Below are 24,531 nucleotides of genomic sequence, written 5' to 3' on the forward strand. Positions count from 1 at the left end.
TAACAAGAGGTGATAGTAGATGAAAAAAATATATGAAAAACATGAACCCGCTAGTATTAATAAGGGTAATTTTGGATTTGTAAAGATAAAAGATGAAAATAATTGGGGATTTATAAATCCGCCAGATGATATAAGATTGTTAAATAGGTATATAATTGAAAAAACAAATATAGGTGATTTTATTAAAGTAAGTAATGATAATTATTTTATTTATTCATGTATTTTAGCAAATCGTTCTGATAAGTTAACTAAAATTCAAAGGATGTTTAAAGAAAACAAACTTAAAAAAAATGGTTGGGTTGAATGTAATCAAGTAAAAGAATTATATATTAAAAATATTTCCAATCTTAATGAAATAGAATTAGAGCTAATGTTTGATAGGCATTCCCGTAGTATGCTTATTTTAGCTGAAGAGAAGAAGTCAATAGAAGAATTGATAGAAATATTAAGGGAGATTGATTTATTCATTCAACCTAGAACTGTTGGTTCATATTATCCTACTTTAAAATTTATTCCAACTTTAGTGAGTGAGAATGTTTCAGTTGGATATTTTAGAAGGTTATTAGAGCCTTTGAGGGCAAGGGATGTTTTAATATTATATTCACCTTGGAAATTATAATTAGAAAAAATTATTAATTATTATTGCATAAATAATAAGGACATTTAGCTGATCAATACAGCACAAATGTCCTTATTTTTATAGGTTTATTACTGAGGATAGCTATTGGGGAGAAATTATAAGACTACAGATCTTAAATCTATATCTCAATAATCCTCTAAAATATAATGACCCAACGGGTCATACTAAAGAAAATCCAATATCCAAATCACTAAATAGTTTTGTAGAAATAGGAAAAGGATTCTGGAATAGTGCTATGGATAGAGCTGGACATGCTTTAGATTCTCCATATAATTTTGCTAATTATATGACAATAGGTATGCTAGACGCAATGGTATCGGGAGCAAATGAGAGAACATCTAAAATGATGAATTCACCATACGATTTCGCTAACTGGCTAACTATTGGAGCAGCCGATACAGTTAAAGGAGCTTTTAACCCAGAAGATCCATTCTCTGCTCAGCATTGGATGAATAATTTTGAAGTAGCAGGTTGGGTTAGTGGTGTATTAGGAACAATGAATAAAGGTAGTTCAAGTAATTTATTAGATGATGCTATTTCTACAAATAGTCTTGCTAAGCAAGTTGATAATAATTTGGATGTAGAAGGAAAAGCTGATTTTTATGTAAAACCAGATGGTGAAGCTGTGCCTTCGACAGGGTATCGATATATGTCTGAGAATGCATTTTATATAGATGATTTGAAAAAGACTAAATTAATACCAGAGAATCTAAATGGAACTTATTTTAGTTTTGATAATTATGATATAGCTAGTCAAAGTAAATTACAAGTTCCTCATGATGCGTCTATAAAAGGTTCTTTTGATACTCTACAAATTATTGATGATATAAAAGTTCCTTATGGAAATTGGGGAAATGCAAATTATTTAGAACCGCTTACTAAAGATTTTCCTCAGTTTGGTTCTGGAGGTGCAACACAAGCGATTACTAATCAAGCCATAAAATTAGATAGCTTAGAAAAAATTCCATATTATTTACCTACATCAAAGGAATAGAATTTAGATTTCAAAAATTATTTAAAAGATATTTTTCTTATAAGGGGAGACGATAATGTATAAAATACCAGAGGAAAGTTTAAAAATCACAAAACAAATAGTTATTAATAAGATAAAAAATCACCAGTCAGGTGTTGAAATTAATAGTGAAGAAGTAGATAGAAAAGTTAATGAAGTAGTCAATAAAATCTATTCTATAGGAGGCAATTTTAATAAAGCAACTATTGGAGCTGTTGTAGATATATTATTTGAAGAGTGGTATAATAATAAAAAGAACTCTATATAATTCAATGTAGATTAAAAAGTAGTTGTTGAATAATACCCAGAGAATTATTTTCTCTGGGTATTATTAATCTTATTACATTTATAAGGCGGACACCAGTGCTAAAGTAGTCATGGATCAGGATTACTTGCCCTTTGTGGAGACTTAGCGAGACCGAATCAGATTGAGATACAAAATGATAGTGGAGAGAGTTACAAGTATACAGGTCAGAAGCAGGTAGTGTCGATAGGGCTTTATTATTATGGGGCGAGATACTATGAGCCTGAAATTGGTAGGTTTACGAGAGAGGATAGTTATCGAGGAAGACTCCATGTACCGCAAAATCAAAACTTATATTTGTATGTGCTGAATAATCCATTGAAATATACAGACCCAGATGGACATGATTATTTGGGTATAGGAGAAGCGTTAGATGATTTAGCCGAAAAAGGTGAGTTGCCTTGGGATAGAACAGCAAGAGAATTAACTTTCATGGACTATATGAAAGGCTTAAATGAAGTAAAACACTTCTTTGATAGTGATACAGATAGGCTGTTAAATCATTATAGACAAAGTGATGAATATTTTGAATGGCAACTTACATCTAAGGAAGCTAATTATTTAAGAAGCATTAAGTTAGCTAAAACTGGTGTTGAAGTAGCAGGGTTTGTAGAACTAGGTGCTGCAGCTTATGGAGAATATAAAGCAAGTAAGTCAGTAGCTAAGCTTGATAATTTAGCATCTGAAGCTAGATTTTTTGATGAATTGGGTAAATGGAGTGCTGAATATAATTATAATAAATATTATCCAAGAGCTGTTGGTGGAGATATTCATCCAGCATATACACGTTTTACAGAAGCTGTAAAGCGACATAAAGGGATGATTACTGGAGATCAAAGAGCAATTTTCCCTAGCCAAAGAGCAGCAAAACAAGCCACATCTGAGATTGCTGGTGATTTAGGCAGTGAAACAATTAGGTGGAATATGAATCGATATGATATTAAAAATCTAGATTTAAACTGGCAAACAAGAGATGCTATAAGTAATTCTAAAAGAATTTATGCAAGATGGAATAAAGATATGACTGTTGGATGGAGACATGATATATTTGGTCATGTATTTCCAGATGTTATGTTGATTCACCACATTTTAATGTAGAAATTAAACCAGCCAAATTTAACTTTCATTTATATTATAAAAAGTAAGGAGATGCTAATATGTTAGTGAGAAAGATATTTGTTTGTGAAAATCCCCATCCACTTTGGAGTATTTTAATGGATGAAAATGAAGAAGTAACAGATGAAATGATGATATGTCCTAAATGTGGATTAAGAGCAGTGGCTGTAGGAGAGAGACCAGAGAATGATAAGGCAGTAATTAGAATAGAAAATGGAGTATTTTATGATAATGATTTAAAGAAATATCAAGGAGAAAAAATGTATTATATTATTATAATTGATTTTAGTGGGAAAGAACATTGTCGTGCAGCTCATCCTGTATCATGGCATAAACTTGTACGTCATTTAGAACAACTGAGAGACATGACTATTGAACAGGCTGTTAAATATATGAAACGTGAAAAATTAACTATATAGTAGATATTTAGTTATAAGCACCTAATATTAGGTGCTTATTTTCTAGAGTAAATTTAGGCAATAGTTAAGTAGTATAATATTTAAATATAAACTATTTTATAAAATGCAGATGATTTATTACCAGAGGCATTTATTAAGAGATTTACAACTAAAAAAGGTGTTCCTCAAACTTGGGATGATGCAATTAAGCTAAGAGTTGGTAAGCAAAAAGCTTCTTTTAGAAATAATAATCCATTCGGTTCATTTGAAATAGAAAAGGTGGGTAAATAGATATGAAACTAGAATGGTCAAAAGAGATTTTAGGTAAAGATTTTAAATATCCAGATTCATTCTTAAAAGTTATTGAATTAAATTTAGTAGATTTTGATTTGTGGTACATTATGGATAATGAACAAGTGCAGACAAGAATGAAAGGATTAAAAAAAAGGTATCCAAATAGGAGTTTAATACCATTTGCTAGAAGAGATGATAATGATGATATAGCTTGTTTTGAAATAGATAAGGGAGAAAGAGTACAAATTATACATGATTTTGCTTCTAAAGGATATGAGCAAAGAAAAGAATTTAATGACTTTTGGGAATGGCTTCAATCAGCTATTAAAGAAATGATAGAGTATAATAAGTAAAGCCGTTTAGAGAGGTGATTAGAATAAATTATTTAAAGTTAAGCAAAGAGATATCTTATGCATTAAGACATTCACCATCAGAATATGGGTTAGAACTTGATGATAATGGCTCGGTTAATCTTGAAGAGTTATTGATTGCTTTGAAAAAGAAAGAAGAATTTAAATTTCTTGAAGCAGAAGATTTAGTAAAAATGATAGAAACATCTGATAAGAAACGTCATGAAATAGTAAATAATAAAATAAGAGCTTTATATGGTCACTCGATATCTACAAAGATACAAAAGGATGCAATAGAACCTCCTCAGTATTTATATCATGGAACTGCAAGGAGATTTATTCAATCTATAAAAGAAAATGGTTTATTGCCACAAGATAGGCAATACGTACATTTATCAATAGACATAGAGACGGCTATTCAGGTGGGAAAAAGAAGGGATAAAAAACCTGTTATTTTAACTGTTAAGGCTAAGTTAGCATGGGAAAATGGGGTAGGTTTTTATAAAGGGAATGATAAAGTTTGGTTATCAGATGCGATAAAAAGTGAATATATTGAGTTTCCAGAATCGTAAATAGTATGGAAATAGTGGTTGTCTTTGACAACCACTATTTTTAAATAAGGATAAAAAATAGTCTAGTTAATTAAAAGAAGATTTATCCCTCTAGGTAGCCGATTAATTTACTTTTACCACGTATACCTTTTTATTAAATAAGCAATATGCCAAAATTAATGGTATTGTGAGAGTAAGTACCGAGATAACTTATTTTCATCATGATAATCTAGGCTCAACAAGATTGATGACTGATAGTAGTGGTAAAGTCGTCATAGATCAAGATTACTTGCCTTTTGGTGGCGATTTAGCAAGATCAAATCAGATTGAGATACAGAATGATAGTGGTGAGAACTATAAATACACAGGTCAAAAACAAGTAGTAAGCATAGGACTTTACTATTATGGGGCGAGATACTATGACCCTGAGATTGGTAGGTTTGTAACTGAGGATAGTTATCGAGGGGAGCTAGATAAGCCACAGACACAACACTTGTATATTTATGTGACTAATAATCCGTTAAGATACACTGATCCTAGTGGTAATTCACGCCGAGATCCTTTCCATGAGTTTATGACTAATGTTTTATGGAATGGAATTCAGGAGATTAAATCATTCAATAATCCAAGAACTAGAGCATATTTTAAAGGTGTTGGAGATAGTTGGGTTGACACAGGTAAAGGAGTTGTAGATTTTGCAAGAGATCCAATAAACAATTCTATTAATGCAGCTAAAAGTGCTTATAATACAGGAAAACAAGCCTATGGATATGTTACTTCCAATTCTTTAGGCCAAATCTATCAAGATGGTGTGAATTTAGCAAAATCTAATTATAATGCATTCCAGCAATTATCTCCTGAAGAAAAAGCTTATGCATTAGGACGTGGAGCTAATAATATAGGAATGGATGTTTTAGCTGGAGGAGCAGGAGCGGAAGCTTTAGATAAAGTTGCTGATGCTGCTAAGAATAGTGGTTTGGTTAATAAGTTTAATAATTTGGATGTAGAAGGAGCAAATCAGTTTGAATTATATAGAAGAACTAAAAATACTGGTGAATTTAGTGGTTTATCTGAGCCAATGCAATTAAGGCATGTCAAAAAGACGGCTAAAAAAGCTGGTATAGGTTTAAAAGGGGTTAAAGTTAAAATTGTTAGAGATCCTGATTTAATGGGGAGAGATTTATATGGATATGCAGGAGGGAACAGAATACAATTATATCCAGATGCTTTTTCTAGTAGAGAAAACTTGGTTAAAACACTAGGACATGAAAGAATGCATATTTATCAAGAGAGTATTTTTGGTAAGCCAAAAGATACTACAACATTGAATAAATTTGAAAAAGCAGCATATGGATCCGAAGAAATGTGGTGGGATCATTATTTAAATAATAAGGGGAAATAATTATGAAAAAACGGGATAAATGGATTAAAATAGAATTAAATATATTAAACTCTAATAAAAAAAATAAATTAATTTGCCCAGAATGTGGTGCAAATCATATTAAGTATCAGTATGTTGGAGATGAAAAGACGCGAATAGGATACTTAGCAATTTGGTGTGCTAATTGCTTACAAGGAATAAATATATCAAGAGTAAGAGTTCCTGAAAATGAGAATTTAGTGTCTTTCGACTCAGAAAAAATTAGTAATATAATTCCCAAGTTCAAATTAATTAGGTAGTAGATTTTTAAAATCGTTATATGTAGTTGTATTAATAATTTATCAAAGGAAGTCAGATTTCTGATGAGTTAAATAATTCCCTATTGAGATAGAATTATTAATAATGCTTTAGTATTAATTAATAGTTTTAGAACTGATTATAGAACTGCTCATGATGCTGCTATAAAATCAGGACGTTCATGGGAAGTTGAATAGGAGGGGATTTTTTGGGAGCATTTGTAGTATTAATAAAAGAGTTTGAAGATGAAGAGAAGGTTACTTATAATTTTGGTCCTGATGAAAGTATTATGGGAAAGATAGAATTGAATAAAAAAACAAAAATATTTGCAGAAATTGAACCAGTAGATTCTAATGATTCAAGTAAATTTTATTTTAATAGGGCCGCCCAAAGGTTAGCAAAATGTTTAATTCGCGAAGGTGGCTCTTTTCCAGAAAAAACACATTTGAATCTTAAAAAGTTTTAACAATAAAATTTATTAGCCTTGATTGAGTTGTTTTATGCTCTTTCAAGGTTTTTTTAAATATATTATAATATGTCTATTGATTCTGTATAATGCAGAAATTGTCCAATAGATAATTTTATTAATGCAGCTAAAAGTGCTTATAATACAGGAAAACAAGCCTATGGATATGTTACTTCCAATTCTTTAGGTCAAATCTATCAAGATGGTGTGGATTTAGCAACTTCTAAGTATAATGCATTCCAGCAATTATCACCTGAAGAACAGGCTTATGTATTAGGACGTGGAGTTAATAATATAGGAATGGATGTTTTAGCTGAAGGAGCAGGAGCGGAAGCTTTAGATAAGGTTGCTGATGCTGCTAAGAATAGTGGTTTGGTTAATAAGTTTAATAATTTGGATGTAGATAATACTGGAACAGTAAATCGACTTCACAAAAGCGTGGAAGCCGCACGTCATAAAGCATATATCTTTTAGAAAGTGCTGTAGAGCGTCATGGAGGAGAGTTACTTGACAATGGTGCGAAATTTCCAAGTCAAAGAGCTGCTAAGCAAGCAGCTTCAGAAGTAGCAGGAAATTTGGGGAATATGCCTCAAGTAAAATATATGGATGAATATAGATTTCCAAGTCATGTAGATGATTATACTAAATTAAAATTAAGAAATTCAAGTAGGGTTTATTATAAATTTGATATAGATGGAAATGTAGGTTGGAGACATGATATGTTTGGTCATGATTTAGATACAAGACCACATTTCAATGTTGAATTTAAAGATGCAGATATTGATTTACATTTATATTATGATAAATAGGGAGATGATATAATGTTAATTAGAACAAAGTTTATTTGTGAATGTGCACATCCAAGAAAGTCTATTTTAATGGATGAAAATGAAAATATTGAAGATTATTATGAAATGCATAGATGTCCAAAGTGTGATGCAGAGGTAGTAGCTGTATATAGAGAAATTCCTAGTGATAGAAAAGTAGTAATTAGAATAGAGAATGCTGAACATTATGATAGAAGAAGAGATAGATATCAAGGGGAAAAAAATTATTATATTGTAATAACTGATTGGCAAGGCGAAGAACATTGTCGTGCTGCACATCCTGTATCATGGCATAAACTTGTTCGTCATTTAGAACAATTAAGAGAGATGGATATTGAGAATGCAATTAAATATATGAAACGTGAAAAATTAACCATATAAAACTGTATTTATAATCTGATATTATTTCATCTTATCCCATTAAAAACCCCAAAATTACTTCTAATAAATAAGAAGGAGAGATTGAGTATGAGTGATTTAAAAAAAAGTATCAAATTATTTGACGGCATGAAATTAATTAATGGAAAAGTTTATTGTCCTCTCTGTGAAGAAAATGGACCTATATTTAAAACTAGACTAAATAGAGATAAATTAGATATTTATGTCTGTGATGAATGTGACGGGTTGTGGTTTATGAATAATGATTATGTTTTATATGAAAAAGAAGGTATGCAGAATTTAGAAGAATATATAGAGAAACAATTTGGTGATTTAGAGAAGACTTATTTACTTTACTTTGATTATGATTGGTATAAGGAACAATAATTGTCTAAAAATTAAAACAGTAATATTATAACTTAAAGGATAGTATTTCTATAGAGGAATGCTATCCTTTATTATTTAAGATATAGAGAAGAAGTTACTAAATGAACAAATAGAAGCTTAGCCTACTACTTGGGAAGTGCATTTTTAGTAACTAACGAAAGTGGAGAAACAGTCTGGAGTACCGAGTATACACCATTCAGTGGACTGACGATTGAAGAAGGAGTCCTTGATAAAGCAGCGAAGTTTACATGTAAGGACATAATAAAGATAATTGAGAATGCAGAATATAGAATTGAGAATTAAGTTTTTTAAAATCTTTAATTATTAATTCTCAATAAGTCCATGAATATCATCTTTTAATCTACTTTAAAATAAGTTATAATAAAAATAAGCATAGATTAGATAAAGGAGTAGTTAAAATGTCTGAAAGATTAATGAATCCTAAAATAGATTTTGTATTTAAGTAGATATTTGGTTCGCAAAAACATCCAGAAATCTTAATAGCTTTTTTAAACGGTGTTTTTGGAAGTAAAGGAACAGAAGAAGAGATAGTAGATGTACAAATAGAAAATCCAGATATAGATAAAGATTGGGAAGATGATAAATTTTCTCGGTTAGATGTTAAGGCAACAACTAATAATAATATGAAGGTTAATATAGAGATACAATTAAAAAATCAATACAATATGAAGAAAAGAACCTTGTATTATTGGAGTAAGTTATTTGAGTCACAAATGAAAGCAGGAGATCCCTATGATAAGTTACAGAAAACAGTAACGATAAATATTTTAGATTTTGAATATTTGCTAAGTAATAGTAGATATCATAATACTTATATTTTAAAGGAAAAAGAAACAAATGAAGTATTAACTGATTTGCAAGAGATACATTTTATTGAATTACCGAAGTTAGATGAAGAGCAATTTAAAGGTAAAGAGATAAATATAGTTGAAAAGGATGCTTTGCTACCATGGTTACTATTTTTGAAGAATCCTGAAAGTGAGGTGGTCAAAGTGATTGAAGAGAGAATAAAAGAATTACAAGAAGCTGCTGAAGCTTTAGAGGTGTTAAGCCATGACGAGAAGGCAAGAGAAGTTTATGAGAGTAGGCAAAAAGCAATACATGATCAGATAAGTAATATAAAAGGAGCTGCAAAAGAGGCAAGAGAAGAAGGTATAAGAGAAGGTATAGAGAAAATAGTGAAAAGTATGTTGATAAATGGGATTGGTGTTGAGGAAATAGTAAAGATGACAAGTTTAAATAAGAGAGAAATTGAAAAGATAAAAAAAGAAATTTAAAACCGTAGCAACCCTCTTAAAAGGGTTGTTTTTTTATGGTCAAACTGGAAATTAGACTAAAATCAAAGATTTAGCAGTAAATATAACGATTAAAGAATATGATGACTTGAATCGAGTAGCTAAAATCATTTATCCAGAGGGTAATAGTGAAAAGTTCTAGTATGTTTCAGTTACTATATCTTAATATTTACTCGTCACTGCTTTGAATGGGTAGAGTAACAAAAGTTAATAGTCCAACAGAAAACTCAGTAAGCTATGATTATAATAAATTAGGACAATTAACTAAAGTCCTAGGCTGTATTGACCAAGCACCAGTCTATAATACTAGAGGGATGCTGGAGACTTTAACAGCAGTTAATGGTATCTCAACAAGCTATGCTTATGATACAAATGGTCGTTTAACTGACTTAAACTATAATAATCAAGAAAACTTATTAAAAGGTTATAAGTTAGGCTATGATGATGCTAATAATATCATCACTAAAAATGACAACTCCTATCAGTATGATGCTTTAAATCGTTTAATCTTTGCTAGTTTAAAAGGGAAGTTTGAAAATAATTCTGATGAAGAAGAGCAGAAGATAGGTAGAACGATCTCAGATTATTCAGGAGAGAAATCTCTAGAGATCTTAGCAGATCAAGCAGAGGCAATTGAGCTTGACTATGGAGCAGGAAGTATTGGAGTAGACCTACTAGGCAAATGCAAGATATCTAAGGTAGAGTTAACACCTAAGAGCTTGGAGCACCGAGTAGATAAGAGGAACTTAGAAGTATAATATATCCTTGATAATTATCAGTATACTAAGGTTGAGAATTGGAACTTTGTAGCTAAAGGTTCAGGAGAGATAGTGATAGTTTTAGACCAACCAGTGGAAGCAAGGTATCTGAAGGTTAAGAGTTACTTTGATGATCGAGATACAGAGTTTAACCCTGTTAACCTAGCTCAATTTGTCAATGAAGCTGAAGATATAATCAAGGTCTACTATTATGTAGAGAATAGATATGAGCAATATAGCTATGATGAAGTAGGAAATAGAACTAATGAAGTTATTACTCAGCGATATGCAGTAGAGAGAGGATATGAATATTATCCAAATTCAAACCTACTAAAATCTAATGGTAAGTATGGCTTTGAGTATGATGATAATGGTAACTTGATTAGGAAAGGAAGAGGTTATACCCTTGCAGAAGATGGCAGTATAATCTTTGACCAAGAAGAGTACTGGGAGTATGAGTATGACCTACTGAATCGACTAGTCAAGTTCAGCAAAAACAATCAAGTAGTCGCAGAATATGTGTATGATGAAGCAGGACTGAGAATCAAGAAAGAAAGTCCAGTAAAGACAACCTATTATGTCTTTACTCAAAGCGGAAATCTCCTCTATGAGCAGAAAAACGGTAAATACCTAGAGTATATCTATGTAGCAGGTAAACACTTTGCGAGGATAGATGGAGATTTAAATTCTGGCGAGACCAAGAAATATTTCTACCATACCGACTATCTAGGAAGTAGAGTCTTAGTTACAAATGCAGATGGCGAGACAGTCTGAAGTGCCGAGTATACACCATTTGCTAGAACTACCATGGAAGAAGGAATCCTTGATAAGATAGCGAAACTTACAGGTGAGTACATAATAAAGATAATTGAGAATGCAGAATGTAGAATTGAGAATTAAGTTCTTTAAAATTTTTAATTCTCAACTTTGTTATGGTGTTATGATTAGAAAATAGGAAGGTTTACCTAAGAACAACTATTTTTAAAAAATCATTCTATGAGTTTTTCAGAAATACTAAGCTCCTGAATAAGTTCAGCAGTAAGAATCAACTGTTTTATTAATTTTCATTTTATTACTGATGATACTTATCTAGGGAATATAAATGATTCAAAGATTTGGAATTTATAAATAACGAGTGTTATAGTTTTAATTGAAAATTGAATCCATCTTCATTTATCATAATCATTATGTTATAATTAAAACATAATTGTAAAACAGGAGGTTTAATTAAAATGTGTCGTTTAAACCCAAGAGTGGACTTTGCCTTTAAAAAGTTATTCGGTAGTGAAGAGAATAAAGATATCTTAATCTCTTTTATCAATTCGGTTTTAGATAAAGAGGAGCAGATTAAAGATTTAGTCTTAAAGAATCCTTATAATTCTAAGAACTTTAAAAATGATAAATTATCAATCCTTGATGTTAAAGCAGTAGATGAAAAAGGCAATTGGTACAACATTGAGATGCAGATAACAGACCAAGATTATTATGACAAAAGAGCCTTATATTACTGGGCTAGATTATATACGGGACAGTTAGAATCAGGAATTAACTATGATAAATTAGAAAAGACGATAGTAATTAATGTACTTAACTTTGATTGTTTAGATGAAGAAGATTATCATAATATTTATAAATTATTTAATTCTAAATCTAAAGAAGAGTTAATAGATCATTTAGAAATTCATTTTATTGAGTTAGAGAAGTATAATAAAGATTTAAGTGAAATGCAGACTGCTTTAGATAGATGGACAGAATTTCTAAAAAGAGCTCATGAATATAATAAAGATTGGATTCCTGCTCAATTAGCAGAGGTTAAAAGTATAGAAAAAGCGATTAAGGTACTTGATGCAATGTATTTAAATGAAGATGAACGTGAGCTTTATGAAGCAAGATTGAAATGGTTACGAGATGAAGAGATGGCATTGAAGAAAGCTGAAGAAAAGGGTAGAGAAGAAGGTAGAAGAGAAGAAAAAAAAGAAATGGTAAATAATCTACTTAAATTGGGAGTAGAAATAGATAAAATAGTTGAAGCAAGTGGATTATCTAAGGAAGAAATAGAAGATTTAAAAGAGAGTAATAAAGATTAAACTATCATTGTCCAAAGGAGGTTTAACAAAGATGTGTCGTTTAAATCTTAGGGTAGACTTTGCTTTTAAAAAGTTATTCGGTAGTGAAGAGAATAAAAATATTTTAATCTCTTTTATCAATTCTGTTTTAGATGAAGAAGATCAGATAACAGATATAATTTTAAAGAACCCTTATAATTCTAAAAGCTTTAAAAATGACAAGTTATCAATCCTTGATGTTAAGGCAGTAGATGAAAAGGGAGTCTGGTATAATATCGAGATGCAGATTACAGACCAAGATTATTATGACAAAAGAGCCTTATATTACTGGGCTAGATTATATACAGGTCAGCTAGAGTCGGGAGTTAACTATGATAAATTAGAAAAGACAATAGTGATTAATGTTTTAAACTTTAACTGTTTAGATGAAGAAGATTATCATAATGTCTATAAATTATTCAATACTCAGTCTAAAGAAGAGTTAATAGATCATTTAGAGATACATTTTATTGAGCTAGAGAAGTACAATAAAGACTTAAGTGAGGTACAGACTGCTTTAGATAGATGGACAGAGTTTTTAAAGAGAGCCCACGAATACAATAAAAATCAGATTCCTGCTCAATTAGCTGAGATTAAAAGTATTGAAAAGGCGATTAGAGTATTGGATGCAATGTATTTAAATGAGGATGAACGTGAATTATATGAAGCTAGGTTAAAATGGTTAAGAGATGAAGAGATGGCGCTGAAGAAGGCTGAGGAGAAAGGGAGAGAAGAGGGGAGAAGAGAAGGAGTAGAAGAAGGAAAGAAAGAGATGGTAAATAATCTACTTAAACTGGGGGTAGAAATAGATAAAATAATTGAAGCAAGTGGATTATCTAAAGAAGAAATACAAAATTTAAGAAATAGTATTGAAGATTAGATTATCAGACAACCTATAAAAAGGTTGTCTTTTTTTAGATATTTACTAGTTATTCATTACTGCTATTAGAGTATGATGCAGGGAATCTGATAAAAAAAAGAATACCTATAGTATAGAAGATGGAGAAGTAACCTCTACTGAAACAAGTGGTGAGGAAGTAGAATACTGGGAGTATCAGTATAATCTCCAGAATAGATTGAGCAGAGTTTATAAGAATGAAGAGTTAATCGTAGAATTCAGTTATGATGGAGACGATAAGCGAATTAAAGCAATAGAACATACTCATGATGGCAATAGCAAAGAGACTAACTTCGTCTATAGTGTCAGTGGCAAGGTAATTTTTGAGGATGAACAAGGTGCATATACTTTTTATATTTTTGCACTGAACAAGCAATATGCCAAAATTAATGGTATTGTGGGAGTAAGCACAGAGATAACTTACTTCCACCAAGATAACCTAGGCTCAACGAAACTGATGACTGATGCTAGTGGTAAAGTAATCATGGATCAAGATTACTTGCCTTTTGGTGGAGATTTAGCGAGACCTAATCAAATTGAAGTACAGAATGATAGTGGTGAGAGTTATAAGTATACAGGGTAGAAGCAAGTTGTGTCGATAGGGCTGTATTATTATGGTGCGAGATACTATGACCCTGAGATTGGTAGGTTTACGAGAGAGGATACATATAGAGGAAGATTGGACAATCCACAGAGTCAGAACGTAATGAATTCTCCTTTAAAATATATTGACCCTAGTGGTCATATACCATTGTTACCAATAAGTTGGGCACCTGCTTGGCATCTAAATAGAAATGAATATAATAATGTAATAGATCCAGATACAGGAGAGCGTTATACTAGAGATAAACTGAGGAAATTGGTAAAGATAGGTAAAGCAACAATGCCAGCTAAATTATACCATGAAATGGGACAAGGTCATAAAGGTAATGAGAAATATGTTCTTGAAGATGGAACGGAAATTATAATGGATGGTAATGAATTTATAATTAATATAGCTCCAACCGTAGTTAGTACTGGAGTTCTATTGTTTAGAAAAAGTGATGTTGAATTAGAGTTAGAATTAAAAATTATAAGATGATTTAATCAATTTGTAGAACTACATTATATCTTAAAATAATAATGAATTAATTTATTAAGGTTTTTGCTCATAACATCAGATAACAAAATATTGCCTATTTCGTTCATAATGTCACTCACTCAAATTTAAGTGCCTAAGATAAGAGCTGAACTTGGGCAGTACGAATATGTTATCTGACAGTGCGACAGCATATAGCATCAAGAGATGTTTTTTTTCATAGAACTGTTCTGTAATATAATTAATAAATTTTTCACATTGTAAAAGCTTAAACTTAGATTCACAATTCTTATGATTGGTTTTTAAGACCTTTTAACCAGTGTTAGAGTAATAAACATAACAGTGTTATTGCCTTTGATCTGAGAAATTGTATCAAGTTCTAACTCATTTTGTTCTTTAGCTTATTGAATAAATAAAATAGGGATATACTTAAAATTAAGAGTATAAATAAAAATCTGAAAGGGGTTGTAAAAGATAGTCATATTCAATAATCATTGGAGCTTTAGTGGATTATTCTCTATTAATCTTTATGGAGATAGAGAGGTGCTAGGTGATGGGCAGAAGCTATACCATGATAGATATCATGTTTATGTCAATAATGATTTTGTAGGAAATAAGATACTTTTAACTGAAAATGATAGTATATCTGATGTAGAAAATTATTTAAGAGGTGTTGGTTTTGAAAATTTTAAGGCTGATTTGGAAGGAGACCATTATCTGATTCAGTCAGAGAATCAGATAGATTCAGCAGAGATGAAAAATTTCTTAGGTATTTACTTGAATATTAGATAATAAATTATAAAGAGCCATATTTATGGCTCTTTATAAGGCTTGTGCTCTAAATTCTATATTCTGTTTTAATAGTTCTTCAAAATCATGAGCAGGTACAGGTTTACTGAACAGATATCCTTGAGCTTCATCACATTTATAATCATTTAGAAATTTAATCTCTTCCCAATTCTCTACGCCTTCAGCTACAGTCCTTATCGTCAACTTATTAGCCATTGCTATAATAGCTGATACAATGGCACTTCGTTTACTACTATTATGGAAGTTACTGATAAATGAACGGTCAATCTTAATTATATCTACAGCAAATTTAGTAAGATAACTCAAAGATGAATAACCTGTTCCAAAGTCATCTAATAATATCTTAACATTCATCTGTTTAAAGTCTTCTAGAATTGAGCAAGTTAACTCTATATTCTCCATAGCCAAGCTTTCAGTAATTTCTAGCCCTAATAGCTTAGGGTCTAATCTTGTTTCTGTTAAGATGTTTTTGACAGTTTCAGTTAAGTTTGATTTATGAAATTGTTGGGCAGATAGGTTGACTGAGATCTCTATTGGTTGGTAGCCTTTATCTATCCATGCTTGAGTCTGAAAACAGGCTTCTTTCAGTACATACTCTCCTAAGAGGACGATTAAACCAGTCTCCTCAGCTAAAGGTATAAAGTTTCCAGGAGATATTAGACCTTCTTTAGGGTGTTCCCACCTTACTAGGGCTTCTGCTTTTTTTATCTTTCCTGTCTTAATGTCTACAATTGGTTGATAGTAAACTCTAAGTTCCTTATTTTTGATGGCTCTTCTAAGGCTATGCTCTAGACATAACTTCTTATTAACTTGTAAATTCATATTATCATTGTATAGTTGGAATGAAGTTCCTGCTTCTTCTTTAGCCTTATACATTGCTGTGTCTGCATTTCTAAGTAAGGTTTCTTCATGGATGCTATCATCAGGATAAAAGGAAATTCCTATACTAGCAGTTAAAACAAATTTATTATCTTTTATAATAAAGGGCTTATCAAATACTTTGGTTAAACGATGGGTGATTTCAGGAATATCCTGTTTATGATTATGTATCTGTGGTAATATTCCAATAAAGTCATCACCACCCATTCTAGCAACCATCTCTCTATTGGTTAAGGTCTGCTGTAGTCGCTCACTTAATTTTAATAATATCAGATCTCCTGTTTGATGACCATGAATATCATTAATCAATTTAAATCTATCGATATCTAAGAAGAAGACAGCAATTTTTTCATTATTATGCTTAGCTATTTCAGCTTCAATTTGAAACTGTTTACTGAATCCTTCTCGATTTGCTAATCCAGTTAATGAATCGTGAAGTGATTGATACTTTAGGGCTGCTTCAACCTGTCTATGTTTAGTAATATCTATTCCAGTAGCTAGGATACCTTCAATTTCTTTGTTAAGGTTTACAATCTGTGAGATGCTCCAGGAGATAAGCTTTTGCTTATTATTTTTACAAAGTATAGATAATTCTCGGTTACGAACCTTTTGTTTAGCAAAGTGAGGGTTGAATACTTCTTTAGCTTTTTTTATGAGTTTTGAATCAATAAGTGTTTCGTAGATGCTCTTATTGATTACCTCTTCAGCTTTAAAACCAGTCTCTTTTTGAGCATATTTGTTAAGGCTAATAATTCTACCTTCTGCATCTAAGATAAAGATTAAAGTACTGGCTGTATTAATTATAATTTCTTTAAACTCTGTCTCTTTGTAAAGATTGTTTTTAACACTATTTAATCTGATGTTATTCATCACTAGGAATAATATTAATAGAATTAAAATTATAATAAAAACCATTATATTTTCATAATCATTTAAAAAAGAAAGAGGAAGATTAATATAAGAATGTAGAGCAATATTCTTCTTTTGAGCTATTTGATTATAATTTGAAATATTATACTTATATATAAAGGATATTAATAAGGTTGATAAAATTGAGGTTATAATAAAAAATCTTTTCTTAAAAGATTTCATTATAGTCTCCTTTCTTGATATAATTAAAGGATAAAAAATTTAAAATATTATACTATATTGGTTTATTTTTCCTAAAATTAATAAGGGTTTACATGCCTCTAGAACTTAAATTTATTTTTATATTTAAATTGCTCTGACTAATTTAATTCTACATGGATAAATAGTTTACCTGCAAAAATTCAAATTAAAGAATTTGTGCAGGTTTAAAATTTTCTATAATAACTTACTTAAAGTAAAGGCTTGATGTAAAGGGAGTAACTATCTAAATCTAAGCCTAAGTTTGAGAGAATAATTAGTTTGAAACATTTTATTGTTACTGGTGTATAATGGAGTGAAGATATTGATATACTATAATTATACATCGATTATAAAAATTACCTTTTTAAAATTTTAATGGAAAACTTTATAACTAAGCAAATAATAATTCTATTTTATTACTGCTTAATTATTTCATATATCTTAAAGTTATCAGTTTCAACCTTAGTATGAGATATTAAATATAATTGATTTATAGGTGGAGGAAAACCAAAAATTATCTAGTGTTGACAACATATGGAATATTGTGATAATATGAAATCTGCTGGTATACATTTTTTACATATAAAAGATTATATGGAGTGTTATTTTTTTACTTGTATAAGTATTTAGTAGTGGTTAGTAGGTTAGGATTGATTGGTGAATTTAAATATAAGATAAATCAGTTTATAAGTACAGGAGGTATTAGAAGTGAAGGTTAGGTTGAGTATATTGTTGGTGTTGATCATGGTTTTTAGTTTTAATGTCAACCTTTATGCTTATAATTATCAAGCTTTAGAGAACTATATTAGTTATCGAATTAAGTATATTCATAATGTAGCTCATAATGCAGATATCACTTTATCTAAAGTTAGGGTCAGAGAGTATGCTAAAGAGATTATCTATTGGGCAGATTATTATTCGAAGGATTTTCAAGTGAATATTGACCCATTATTGGTAACAGCAGTTTTAGAGACAGAGACTAATTTTGTTTCCAGAGATGACTATGATTTAGGAGCTAGTATTGGGATTGCTAGTATGAGAATCGATACAGCTAAATGGATTGCTAGAAGGATTAATGTTAACTATAACAAATGGAAAATCTTAAATCCAACAGATATGGGAATTAGATTTGCTGTCTATTATTTAGGAGTGGCTTACAAGAAGTATAATGGTGATATTGATAAGATTATCGTCTCTTATAATCAGGGATTTGCTAAAGCTAGTTCTAAAAATTTAGATGAGTTATATAATAATTATCTATTTAAAGTATTAGGTAGGTATAATTATTATCAGCAGAGGATTAGATCCTATGATGATACAATAGATAATTACTTTGCATATAAGCTAGCGAAGTTAGATTAATTTTGATTACATATTAAGAAGTAGTAGGGAATTCCCTACTACTTCTGTACTTAGGTCATAGAATTAAGCACTTTTATCATCATTAGATATTTCACTTAGGCAATCGGTGCAGATAATCTTTCCTTTGAAGTCTATAGTATCTCCAGCATTGCCACAAAAAGTACAAGCTGGTTCATACTTTCTAAATATAATCTTATTACTATCCACGTAAATTTCCAAAGGATCTTTAATATCGATTCCTAAAGTTCTTCTTAATTCAATTGGAATAACAATTCTACCTAAATCATCGATTTTTCTTACAATACCTGTTGATTTCATTACTAAAATCTCTCCTTTTTTTTATTTTTTAATTTTAATAGTTAATAGATAGCTAAAAACTATAGCTAAAGTTCTTATAATCTCCTTGAAGAAGATATTAGGATAAAAGATTTAATTAATAGAATAATTCTTATTTATACGACAATTAATAATTATAACATAAGTGATATTGGTTATCAATGATATTTATAAAAATTCATAAAGATTATAATATTGTTGCTAAAATGTAGATATAAGCAAATTTGTTTTTTCCAAATTTAATTTATTGACAAAAGAGTTATCTAAAAGTATAATGATAATAAGAATTGTTATTAAGAAATTTTGCCATAAATCACCTCCTAAAATCGATGATGTTTACAGAATTAGAGGACAACAGTATTGTTATTAACAATACTGTTGTTTTTATGTAATTTTGGAGTAATTAATTACAAAAATCTCTGCTGATAAATAAAATATAGAAGAATAGAGAAAATAGTAGTATATTAGAGTAATTATTCATAGAATAAATTTTGTAGTGGATTATTAGGAGATAGATAAATAGATGAGAGGTAAATCAGATTTAAATCGGGCTAATCAGGCACATAAGGAGAATAAAGCTGTTCCTCTTATTGGTGATAAGCTAGAGTTAAATTGCTATAATGAGATAGCAATTGATTGTGAATGTAAAACCAGTGTAGAAGGCGTCTTTGCAGCTGGAGATGTAACTTCTGTTCCTTTTAAGCAGATTATTATAGCAACAGGTGAAGGCTCTAAGGCTGCATTAGTAGCTTATAATTATATTTTAAAATTAACAGATGAAAGCTGATAAAATATATAACAATAGTAAAATTTTTTATAATTATTATCCTCATCCTCAAAGATTTAAGGATGATTTTTATTATTGAGTAAATTATTAAAGTAGAGGTTTTTAATATCGATTAATAGGTATATTCAGCCAGTAACGAGTGATGAGTAACAGGTGACAAGTTAAGTCCTTTACTGGTTACTCGTCACTTGTCACTAAAGTGTCGCAATATCACATTCTATTGTATTAATCTTATACTAGCATAAATTCTAATAATATTAATTATTTATAATCTTATTTAAAGGTGATTTTATCTTTTTAGATAATTATGTAATAAATAATTCTAATAGATTAATAATAATTCTAGAAAAGGGGGTGAGTAGATGAGAAAAAGGATGACTATTTTATCTTCTATACTAGTATTTTTAGTAATTTTACCAATATTGGTAGTAATGAAAGCAGATGCTAGACCTTCAGACTTAGTATATCAGATACCTATTCAGGGCACTGTAAATCCTGGAATGTTAAAGCTTGTTCAAAAAGGAATAAGAGAAGCAGAAGAGGTAGGAGCAGATGCTATTATCTTTAAAGTTGATACCTATGGTGGTCTAGTGGACTCAGGAATTAAGATTAAAGATGCAATCTTTGCTACAAAGATTCCCACAGTCACATATGTAGCAAATAGGGCTTGGTCTGCAGGTGCTTTAATTGCACTCTCAGGTGAAAAGCTAGTGATGCTTTCTGGTAGTAGTATGGGGGCTGCTGAGACAAGACCAAATGAAGAGAAGTATATTTCAGCCTTACGTAAAGAGTTCAAGGCAATAGCAGAGAGAAGAGGGAAGAATCCTGATTTAGCTGCAGCAATGGTAGATGATGATATAGAGGTAAAAGGTATTATAGCCAAGGATAAGCTATTAACTCTAACTGCTAGTGAAGCTTTAGAGAATAAGATGGCTGATTTAGTAGTCGATGATTTTAAAGGATTATTAAAAGAACTTAATCTATCAGAGGCGAAGGTAATAGAGGTTGAGGCTACTACTGCTGAGAAATTGGCAAGAGTAGTTACTAACCCTAATATCAGCATCTTATTATTAACTATAGGATTTATGGCTTTAGTCTTTGAAGCTTTAGCACCTGGTTTTGGAGTAGGTGGTACAGTAGGTCTGGTAAGTTTGGGACTATTCTTTAGTGGGTATATTATCAATGGTGTAGCAGATTGGGGATTGGTGATACTATTCTTAATAGGTATAGTTTTGATGGCATTAGAGATATTTGTAGTACCTGGATTTGGAGTAACAGGTATTGGTGGATTGGTCGCTATCTTTGCTAGTCTTTATTTCTTATTCCCAACACCAGATATTGCTTTAATGGTCTTAGCTACTGTATTTATTCTATCTGTTATCGGAACAGTAATTCTTGTGAGGATCTTTGGAGCAAGTAAGTTATGGCACAAAATCTCCTTAGAAGAGATCCAGACTAAAGATTTAGGTTATATAGCTGCTCCAAAGGGAATTGCTTTATTGGGGCAAGTTGGATATGCCCTAACACCTTTAAGACCAGCAGGAATTATAGAGGTTGATAGGAATAGATTAGATGTAGTTAGTGAAGGTGGATTTATTGCTAAAGGTGAGCAAGTAGAGATAATTAAGGTTGAAGGAAGTAGAATAGTTGTTAAAGCAGTAAAAGATGAGGACTAAAGAGTAGTTAGTATTAAAAATGATAAGGAGTGATAGAGTTGACTGGAGGTTTAGCGATTTTTATTATTGTATTTGGTGCTTTATTTCTTTCTCTGTTCTTTTATTTTATTCCAGTAGGACTATGGATTTCTGCTATTGCAGCAGGTGTTAAAATTAGTCTATTAAATCTTGTTGGAATGAGATTACGTCGAGTTATACCAACCCATATCATTAGTCCGATGATTAAATCCCATAAGGCTGGTTTAGATGTAACTACTGAACAGCTGGAGACTCATTACTTAGCTGGAGGTAATGTTGACAGGGTAGTAGATGCTTTAATTGCTGCCCAGAGAGCTGAGATTGATTTAAGTTTTAAACAAGCCACAGCTATTGATTTAGCTGGTAGGGATGTACTAGAAGCAGTACAGATGAGTGTTAACCCTAAGGTAATTCAAACACCAGTGGTAACTGCAGTAGCTATGGATGGGATTCAGGTGATGGCGACTGCAAGAGTTACAGTTAGAGCTGATATTGATCGCTTAGTTGGTGGAGCAGGAGAAGAGACTGTATTAGCAAGGGTTGGAGAGGGTATTGTAACTACTGTTGGTTCTGCTGAAGCCCATACTAAGGTTTTAGAGAATCCAGATTCTATTTCTAAGACTGTATTAGGAAAAGGTCTAGATTCTGGTACAGCATTTCAAATATTATCAATTGATATTGCCGATGTTGATGTAGGAAAGAATATTGGTGCTCAATTGCAGACTGATCAGGCAGAAGCAGATAAAGAGATTGCCCAAGCCAAGGCCGAAGAGAGAAGAGCTATGGCAGTAGCCCAAGAGCAAGAGATGAAAGCTAGAGTCCAAGAGATGAGGGCTAAGGTAGTAGAGGCAGAAGCGGAAGTACCTAAAGCTATGGCAGAAGCTCTGCGTTCTGGTAAGATAGGAGTAATGGATTATATGAATTTACAGAATCTTAAAGCCGATACTCAGATGAGAGAGAATATCTCTAGCTTAGGTTCTGGGAATACACCTGAAAAGTCTCCGAAAAAAGATAAAGAGTAGGGGCTGATTTAAATGGATTTCATAGAAGATATTATGCCCTTTCTAGTTTGGATAATAATTGTTGGGATTGGCAGATTTATTAAGAGTTCTACAGAAGGAGCCAATCATAACCAGCAGAAGGGTAAATTTGAGAAGAAGGTCTCTCAACAACCTAAAGTTGATACCAATACAATTGAGATTCCTTTGAAGAATAATAGTCCTATCAATAAGCCAAAGGATAAACTACAACAGGAGATTGAAAAGGAGTATTATAATAAGATAAGTCAAAAGAAAGAAAAAGAGTCTGTTAAAGAGAAGAAGACTAAAGATAAAAAGAATAAGAAAGAGCAAGATAAGATTAAGGATAGTAAAGAATTTAAAGTAATTGATTTAGACTCTTTTGAAGAAGATATACTTAGAGGAATAGTATTTAAAGAAATTATTGATAAACCACGATCTAAAAATCCCTATAAATATCATTAATCTTTAGAATAGGAAGAATGGTAAGCAAACTTGCTTGCCATTTTTTTTAAAATTATTTATTGAAAATTTTATAGATTTTAATTAAGTTAATTATTTTTGTTTATAAATAGCAAATTAATTTAATTATTGATACAATATATAAAGAATCCTATGAAATATCTTGACATATTTATTTCTAAGTTTTATACTAAGCACTGAAGAAAAAAGAATTTTAGAAGGGGTTATATTATTATGATGAATAGTGATTTTGCTCTTGCTGTGCATAGTTTAGTTTTGCTAGTTTATAGTCCTGAAAAGATGGAAACAAGTAAGTCTATGGCAGAGAGTATGAAAGTTCATCCAGTAAGAGTCAGAAAGATATTGAGTTTATTAAGAAAGAATGGATATATTGAATCTAAAGAGGGAGCTAAAGGTGGTTTTATATTAAAACAATCTGCAGATAAAATCTCTTTAAATGATATCTATAGATTAACATCTAAGAACACCTTAAAGCCTAAGTGCCATAGTTGTAATTGTGAAATTGGTGCAAATATTGAAGATGTGTTAGATATTATATTCTATAAAGCTGAAGAGAAGGTAGGAGAGTTTTTAGAAGAGTATACTATCGAAGATATCTTTAATGTATTAAAAAGAGGATGTAAATAGAATTAGTTCTTGACAAAAACAAATGTAATAATTATAATTACATTAGAGTTATCCTACTGCCAATGAATTTCTAAAAATAGTAGGATAATATTTTTGTTATAAATGTAATAAAAAATATTACATATCTGAGCTAAGATGGAGGTGATTAATCTAGTTTGCTAATAAAGATTTAATAAGCTAGAAATAATAAGAGATTAGAGTACATAAAAGAATCATAAAGACTAAATAGGGGTGATGAGAAGTGGATGTTAAAGAAGCGATTAACCAGAGAAGGAGTACTAGGCATTTTAAATCAGATAAATTGAAAGAAGAAGATTTAGGTCTAATCTTAGAAGCTGCCAGATTGGCACCATCAGGTACTAACTTACAACCATGGAGATTTATTGTAGTAGAATCTGATAAGATGAGAGAAGAGCTAAGGGGATGCACTTTAGATTTTGTGGCAGATGCTCCTGCTACAATTGTTTGTTGTGTTGATTATAAATCTCTAGAAAGTATGACAGATAGAATTCAAGAGTTACAAGAAGTAGGTGCTTTGAAAGGAACATCCTTAGAGAAGCTTGATGCTTCTAAATATAGAGGTCGTAAGATGAGTGAAGAGGATACTAAAAGATATCTACATTTAAATTTATCTATTGCTATTGAGAATATGATTTTACAAGCAACAGAATTAGGCTTGGGTAGTTGCTGGGTGATGATGTTTAATCAGCAGAAATTAGTCGAAGTTTTAGGGTTAGATGATAACATAGAAGCAGTGGCACTATTACCAATAGGCTATTCGGAAGATAAGCCAGCTCCAAGACCACGTCTCTCTTTAGATGAAATAATTATTGATAGAGTTTAAATATAAAAGACCACAGGTGCAAAC

The 24,531-nt window shown here is 30.9% G+C and carries 30 protein-coding genes and 1 pseudogene; 29 read left to right on the forward strand and 2 right to left on the reverse strand.

The window, feature by feature from the left end:
- Positions 1-19 precede the first annotated feature (19 nt).
- The 22 genes from U472_RS08255 (at position 20) to U472_RS08360 (ending at position 15,348) form a co-directional block, all read left to right on the forward strand.
- Positions 20-619 carry a hypothetical protein gene (locus tag U472_RS08255; protein ID WP_068717399.1) on the forward strand — a complete coding sequence of 200 codons (600 nt, stop codon included), beginning with the start codon at positions 20-22 and terminating at the stop codon, positions 617-619.
- Positions 620-875: 256 nt separating this feature from the next.
- Positions 876-1,634 carry a hypothetical protein gene (locus tag U472_RS16225; RefSeq protein WP_083189829.1) on the forward strand — a complete coding sequence of 253 codons (759 nt, stop codon included), beginning with the start codon at positions 876-878 and terminating at the stop codon, positions 1,632-1,634.
- Between the two features lie 55 nt (positions 1,635-1,689).
- Complete coding sequence (locus U472_RS08265) at positions 1,690-1,920, forward strand: hypothetical protein (RefSeq protein ID WP_068717401.1); 231 nt, start codon at positions 1,690-1,692, stop codon at positions 1,918-1,920.
- A gap of 165 nt (positions 1,921-2,085) precedes the next feature.
- On the forward strand, positions 2,086-3,054 hold the full coding sequence (locus U472_RS08270; protein WP_281201104.1) for an RHS repeat-associated core domain-containing protein: 969 nt from the start codon (positions 2,086-2,088) through the stop codon (positions 3,052-3,054).
- A gap of 59 nt (positions 3,055-3,113) precedes the next feature.
- A complete protein-coding gene (locus U472_RS08275; protein ID WP_068717405.1) occupies positions 3,114-3,491 on the forward strand; it encodes a hypothetical protein in 378 nt (125 codons plus the stop codon).
- 272 nt (positions 3,492-3,763) lie between these two features.
- Positions 3,764-4,117: a hypothetical protein gene (locus tag U472_RS08280; RefSeq protein WP_068717407.1), complete on the forward strand. Its 354-nt coding sequence runs from the start codon at positions 3,764-3,766 to the stop codon at positions 4,115-4,117.
- 23 nt (positions 4,118-4,140) lie between these two features.
- Positions 4,141-4,686: an RNA 2'-phosphotransferase gene (locus tag U472_RS08285; protein ID WP_068718839.1), complete on the forward strand. Its 546-nt coding sequence runs from the start codon at positions 4,141-4,143 to the stop codon at positions 4,684-4,686.
- Between the two features lie 166 nt (positions 4,687-4,852).
- Positions 4,853-6,067, forward strand: coding sequence for an RHS repeat domain-containing protein (locus tag U472_RS16230; protein WP_083189831.1), 1,215 nt, complete (start codon positions 4,853-4,855; stop codon positions 6,065-6,067).
- Between the two features lie 2 nt (positions 6,068-6,069).
- A complete protein-coding gene (locus U472_RS08295; protein ID WP_068717409.1) occupies positions 6,070-6,345 on the forward strand; it encodes a hypothetical protein in 276 nt (91 codons plus the stop codon).
- Positions 6,346-6,551: 206 nt separating this feature from the next.
- Positions 6,552-6,809 (forward strand): hypothetical protein, encoded by a 258-nt coding sequence (locus U472_RS08300; RefSeq protein ID WP_068717411.1) that lies wholly within the window; start codon positions 6,552-6,554, stop codon positions 6,807-6,809.
- A 207-nt stretch (positions 6,810-7,016) separates the two neighbouring features.
- On the forward strand, positions 7,017-7,283 hold the full coding sequence (locus U472_RS08305; RefSeq protein ID WP_068717413.1) for a hypothetical protein: 267 nt from the start codon (positions 7,017-7,019) through the stop codon (positions 7,281-7,283).
- Between the two features lie 110 nt (positions 7,284-7,393).
- On the forward strand, positions 7,394-7,618 hold the full coding sequence (locus U472_RS08310; RefSeq protein WP_068717415.1) for a hypothetical protein: 225 nt from the start codon (positions 7,394-7,396) through the stop codon (positions 7,616-7,618).
- 12 nt (positions 7,619-7,630) lie between these two features.
- Positions 7,631-8,017 carry a hypothetical protein gene (locus U472_RS08315; RefSeq protein WP_068717417.1) on the forward strand — a complete coding sequence of 129 codons (387 nt, stop codon included), beginning with the start codon at positions 7,631-7,633 and terminating at the stop codon, positions 8,015-8,017.
- A gap of 87 nt (positions 8,018-8,104) precedes the next feature.
- Positions 8,105-8,401, forward strand: a complete 297-nt coding sequence (locus U472_RS08320; RefSeq protein WP_068717418.1) for a zf-TFIIB domain-containing protein — start codon at positions 8,105-8,107, stop codon at positions 8,399-8,401.
- A 467-nt stretch (positions 8,402-8,868) separates the two neighbouring features.
- Positions 8,869-9,699, forward strand: coding sequence for an Rpn family recombination-promoting nuclease/putative transposase (locus U472_RS08325; protein ID WP_281201105.1), 831 nt, complete (start codon positions 8,869-8,871; stop codon positions 9,697-9,699).
- A gap of 206 nt (positions 9,700-9,905) precedes the next feature.
- Positions 9,906-10,475: an RHS repeat domain-containing protein gene (locus tag U472_RS08330; protein ID WP_068717420.1), complete on the forward strand. Its 570-nt coding sequence runs from the start codon at positions 9,906-9,908 to the stop codon at positions 10,473-10,475.
- Positions 10,476-10,547: 72 nt separating this feature from the next.
- Positions 10,548-11,249, forward strand: coding sequence for a hypothetical protein (locus U472_RS08335; RefSeq protein ID WP_068717422.1), 702 nt, complete (start codon positions 10,548-10,550; stop codon positions 11,247-11,249).
- A gap of 458 nt (positions 11,250-11,707) precedes the next feature.
- Positions 11,708-12,562 carry an Rpn family recombination-promoting nuclease/putative transposase gene (locus tag U472_RS08340; protein WP_068717424.1) on the forward strand — a complete coding sequence of 285 codons (855 nt, stop codon included), beginning with the start codon at positions 11,708-11,710 and terminating at the stop codon, positions 12,560-12,562.
- A 31-nt stretch (positions 12,563-12,593) separates the two neighbouring features.
- A complete protein-coding gene (locus tag U472_RS08345; RefSeq protein WP_068717426.1) occupies positions 12,594-13,460 on the forward strand; it encodes an Rpn family recombination-promoting nuclease/putative transposase in 867 nt (288 codons plus the stop codon).
- A 196-nt stretch (positions 13,461-13,656) separates the two neighbouring features.
- Positions 13,657-14,061: a hypothetical protein gene (locus U472_RS08350; protein ID WP_068717428.1), complete on the forward strand. Its 405-nt coding sequence runs from the start codon at positions 13,657-13,659 to the stop codon at positions 14,059-14,061.
- A gap of 9 nt (positions 14,062-14,070) precedes the next feature.
- Complete coding sequence (locus tag U472_RS08355) at positions 14,071-14,559, forward strand: RHS repeat-associated core domain-containing protein (RefSeq protein ID WP_068717430.1); 489 nt, start codon at positions 14,071-14,073, stop codon at positions 14,557-14,559.
- Between the two features lie 540 nt (positions 14,560-15,099).
- Entirely contained in the window at positions 15,100-15,348 is a 249-nt protein-coding gene (locus tag U472_RS08360) for a hypothetical protein (RefSeq protein ID WP_218059059.1), read from the forward strand.
- Between the two features lie 30 nt (positions 15,349-15,378).
- On the opposite strand, the gene U472_RS08365 is transcribed toward U472_RS08360, so the two are convergent.
- Positions 15,379-17,337 (reverse strand): EAL domain-containing protein, encoded by a 1,959-nt coding sequence (locus tag U472_RS08365; RefSeq protein ID WP_068717434.1) that lies wholly within the window; start codon positions 17,335-17,337, stop codon positions 15,379-15,381.
- Positions 17,338-18,063: 726 nt separating this feature from the next.
- Here U472_RS08365 and U472_RS08370 point away from each other — a divergent pair.
- On the forward strand, positions 18,064-18,717 hold the full coding sequence (locus U472_RS08370) for a transglycosylase SLT domain-containing protein (protein ID WP_245684776.1): 654 nt from the start codon (positions 18,064-18,066) through the stop codon (positions 18,715-18,717).
- A 63-nt stretch (positions 18,718-18,780) separates the two neighbouring features.
- Here U472_RS08370 and U472_RS08375 read toward each other — a convergent pair whose 3' ends face one another.
- Positions 18,781-19,035, reverse strand: coding sequence for an AbrB/MazE/SpoVT family DNA-binding domain-containing protein (locus U472_RS08375; RefSeq protein WP_068717436.1), 255 nt, complete (start codon positions 19,033-19,035; stop codon positions 18,781-18,783).
- A 619-nt stretch (positions 19,036-19,654) separates the two neighbouring features.
- Between U472_RS08375 and U472_RS08380 the strand changes: the two are divergent.
- From U472_RS08380 to U472_RS08405, 6 genes and pseudogenes are all read left to right on the forward strand, one after another.
- Positions 19,655-19,840 (forward strand): annotated as a pseudogene (locus tag U472_RS08380) (FAD-dependent oxidoreductase); the annotation flags it as partial.
- 362 nt (positions 19,841-20,202) lie between these two features.
- Positions 20,203-21,516 carry an NfeD family protein gene (locus U472_RS08385; RefSeq protein ID WP_068717440.1) on the forward strand — a complete coding sequence of 438 codons (1,314 nt, stop codon included), beginning with the start codon at positions 20,203-20,205 and terminating at the stop codon, positions 21,514-21,516.
- Between the two features lie 38 nt (positions 21,517-21,554).
- Positions 21,555-22,556, forward strand: coding sequence for a flotillin-like protein FloA (gene floA / locus U472_RS08390; RefSeq protein ID WP_425415772.1), 1,002 nt, complete (start codon positions 21,555-21,557; stop codon positions 22,554-22,556).
- A 12-nt stretch (positions 22,557-22,568) separates the two neighbouring features.
- Positions 22,569-23,018 carry a hypothetical protein gene (locus tag U472_RS08395; RefSeq protein WP_068717442.1) on the forward strand — a complete coding sequence of 150 codons (450 nt, stop codon included), beginning with the start codon at positions 22,569-22,571 and terminating at the stop codon, positions 23,016-23,018.
- A gap of 231 nt (positions 23,019-23,249) precedes the next feature.
- Entirely contained in the window at positions 23,250-23,663 is a 414-nt protein-coding gene (locus U472_RS08400) for an Rrf2 family transcriptional regulator (protein WP_083189832.1), read from the forward strand.
- 241 nt (positions 23,664-23,904) lie between these two features.
- Positions 23,905-24,507 carry a nitroreductase family protein gene (locus U472_RS08405; protein WP_068717444.1) on the forward strand — a complete coding sequence of 201 codons (603 nt, stop codon included), beginning with the start codon at positions 23,905-23,907 and terminating at the stop codon, positions 24,505-24,507.
- Positions 24,508-24,531 lie beyond the last annotated feature (24 nt).

Source organism: Orenia metallireducens (assembly GCF_001693735.1).
GTDB lineage: Bacteria > Bacillota > Halanaerobiia > Halobacteroidales > Halobacteroidaceae > Orenia > Orenia metallireducens.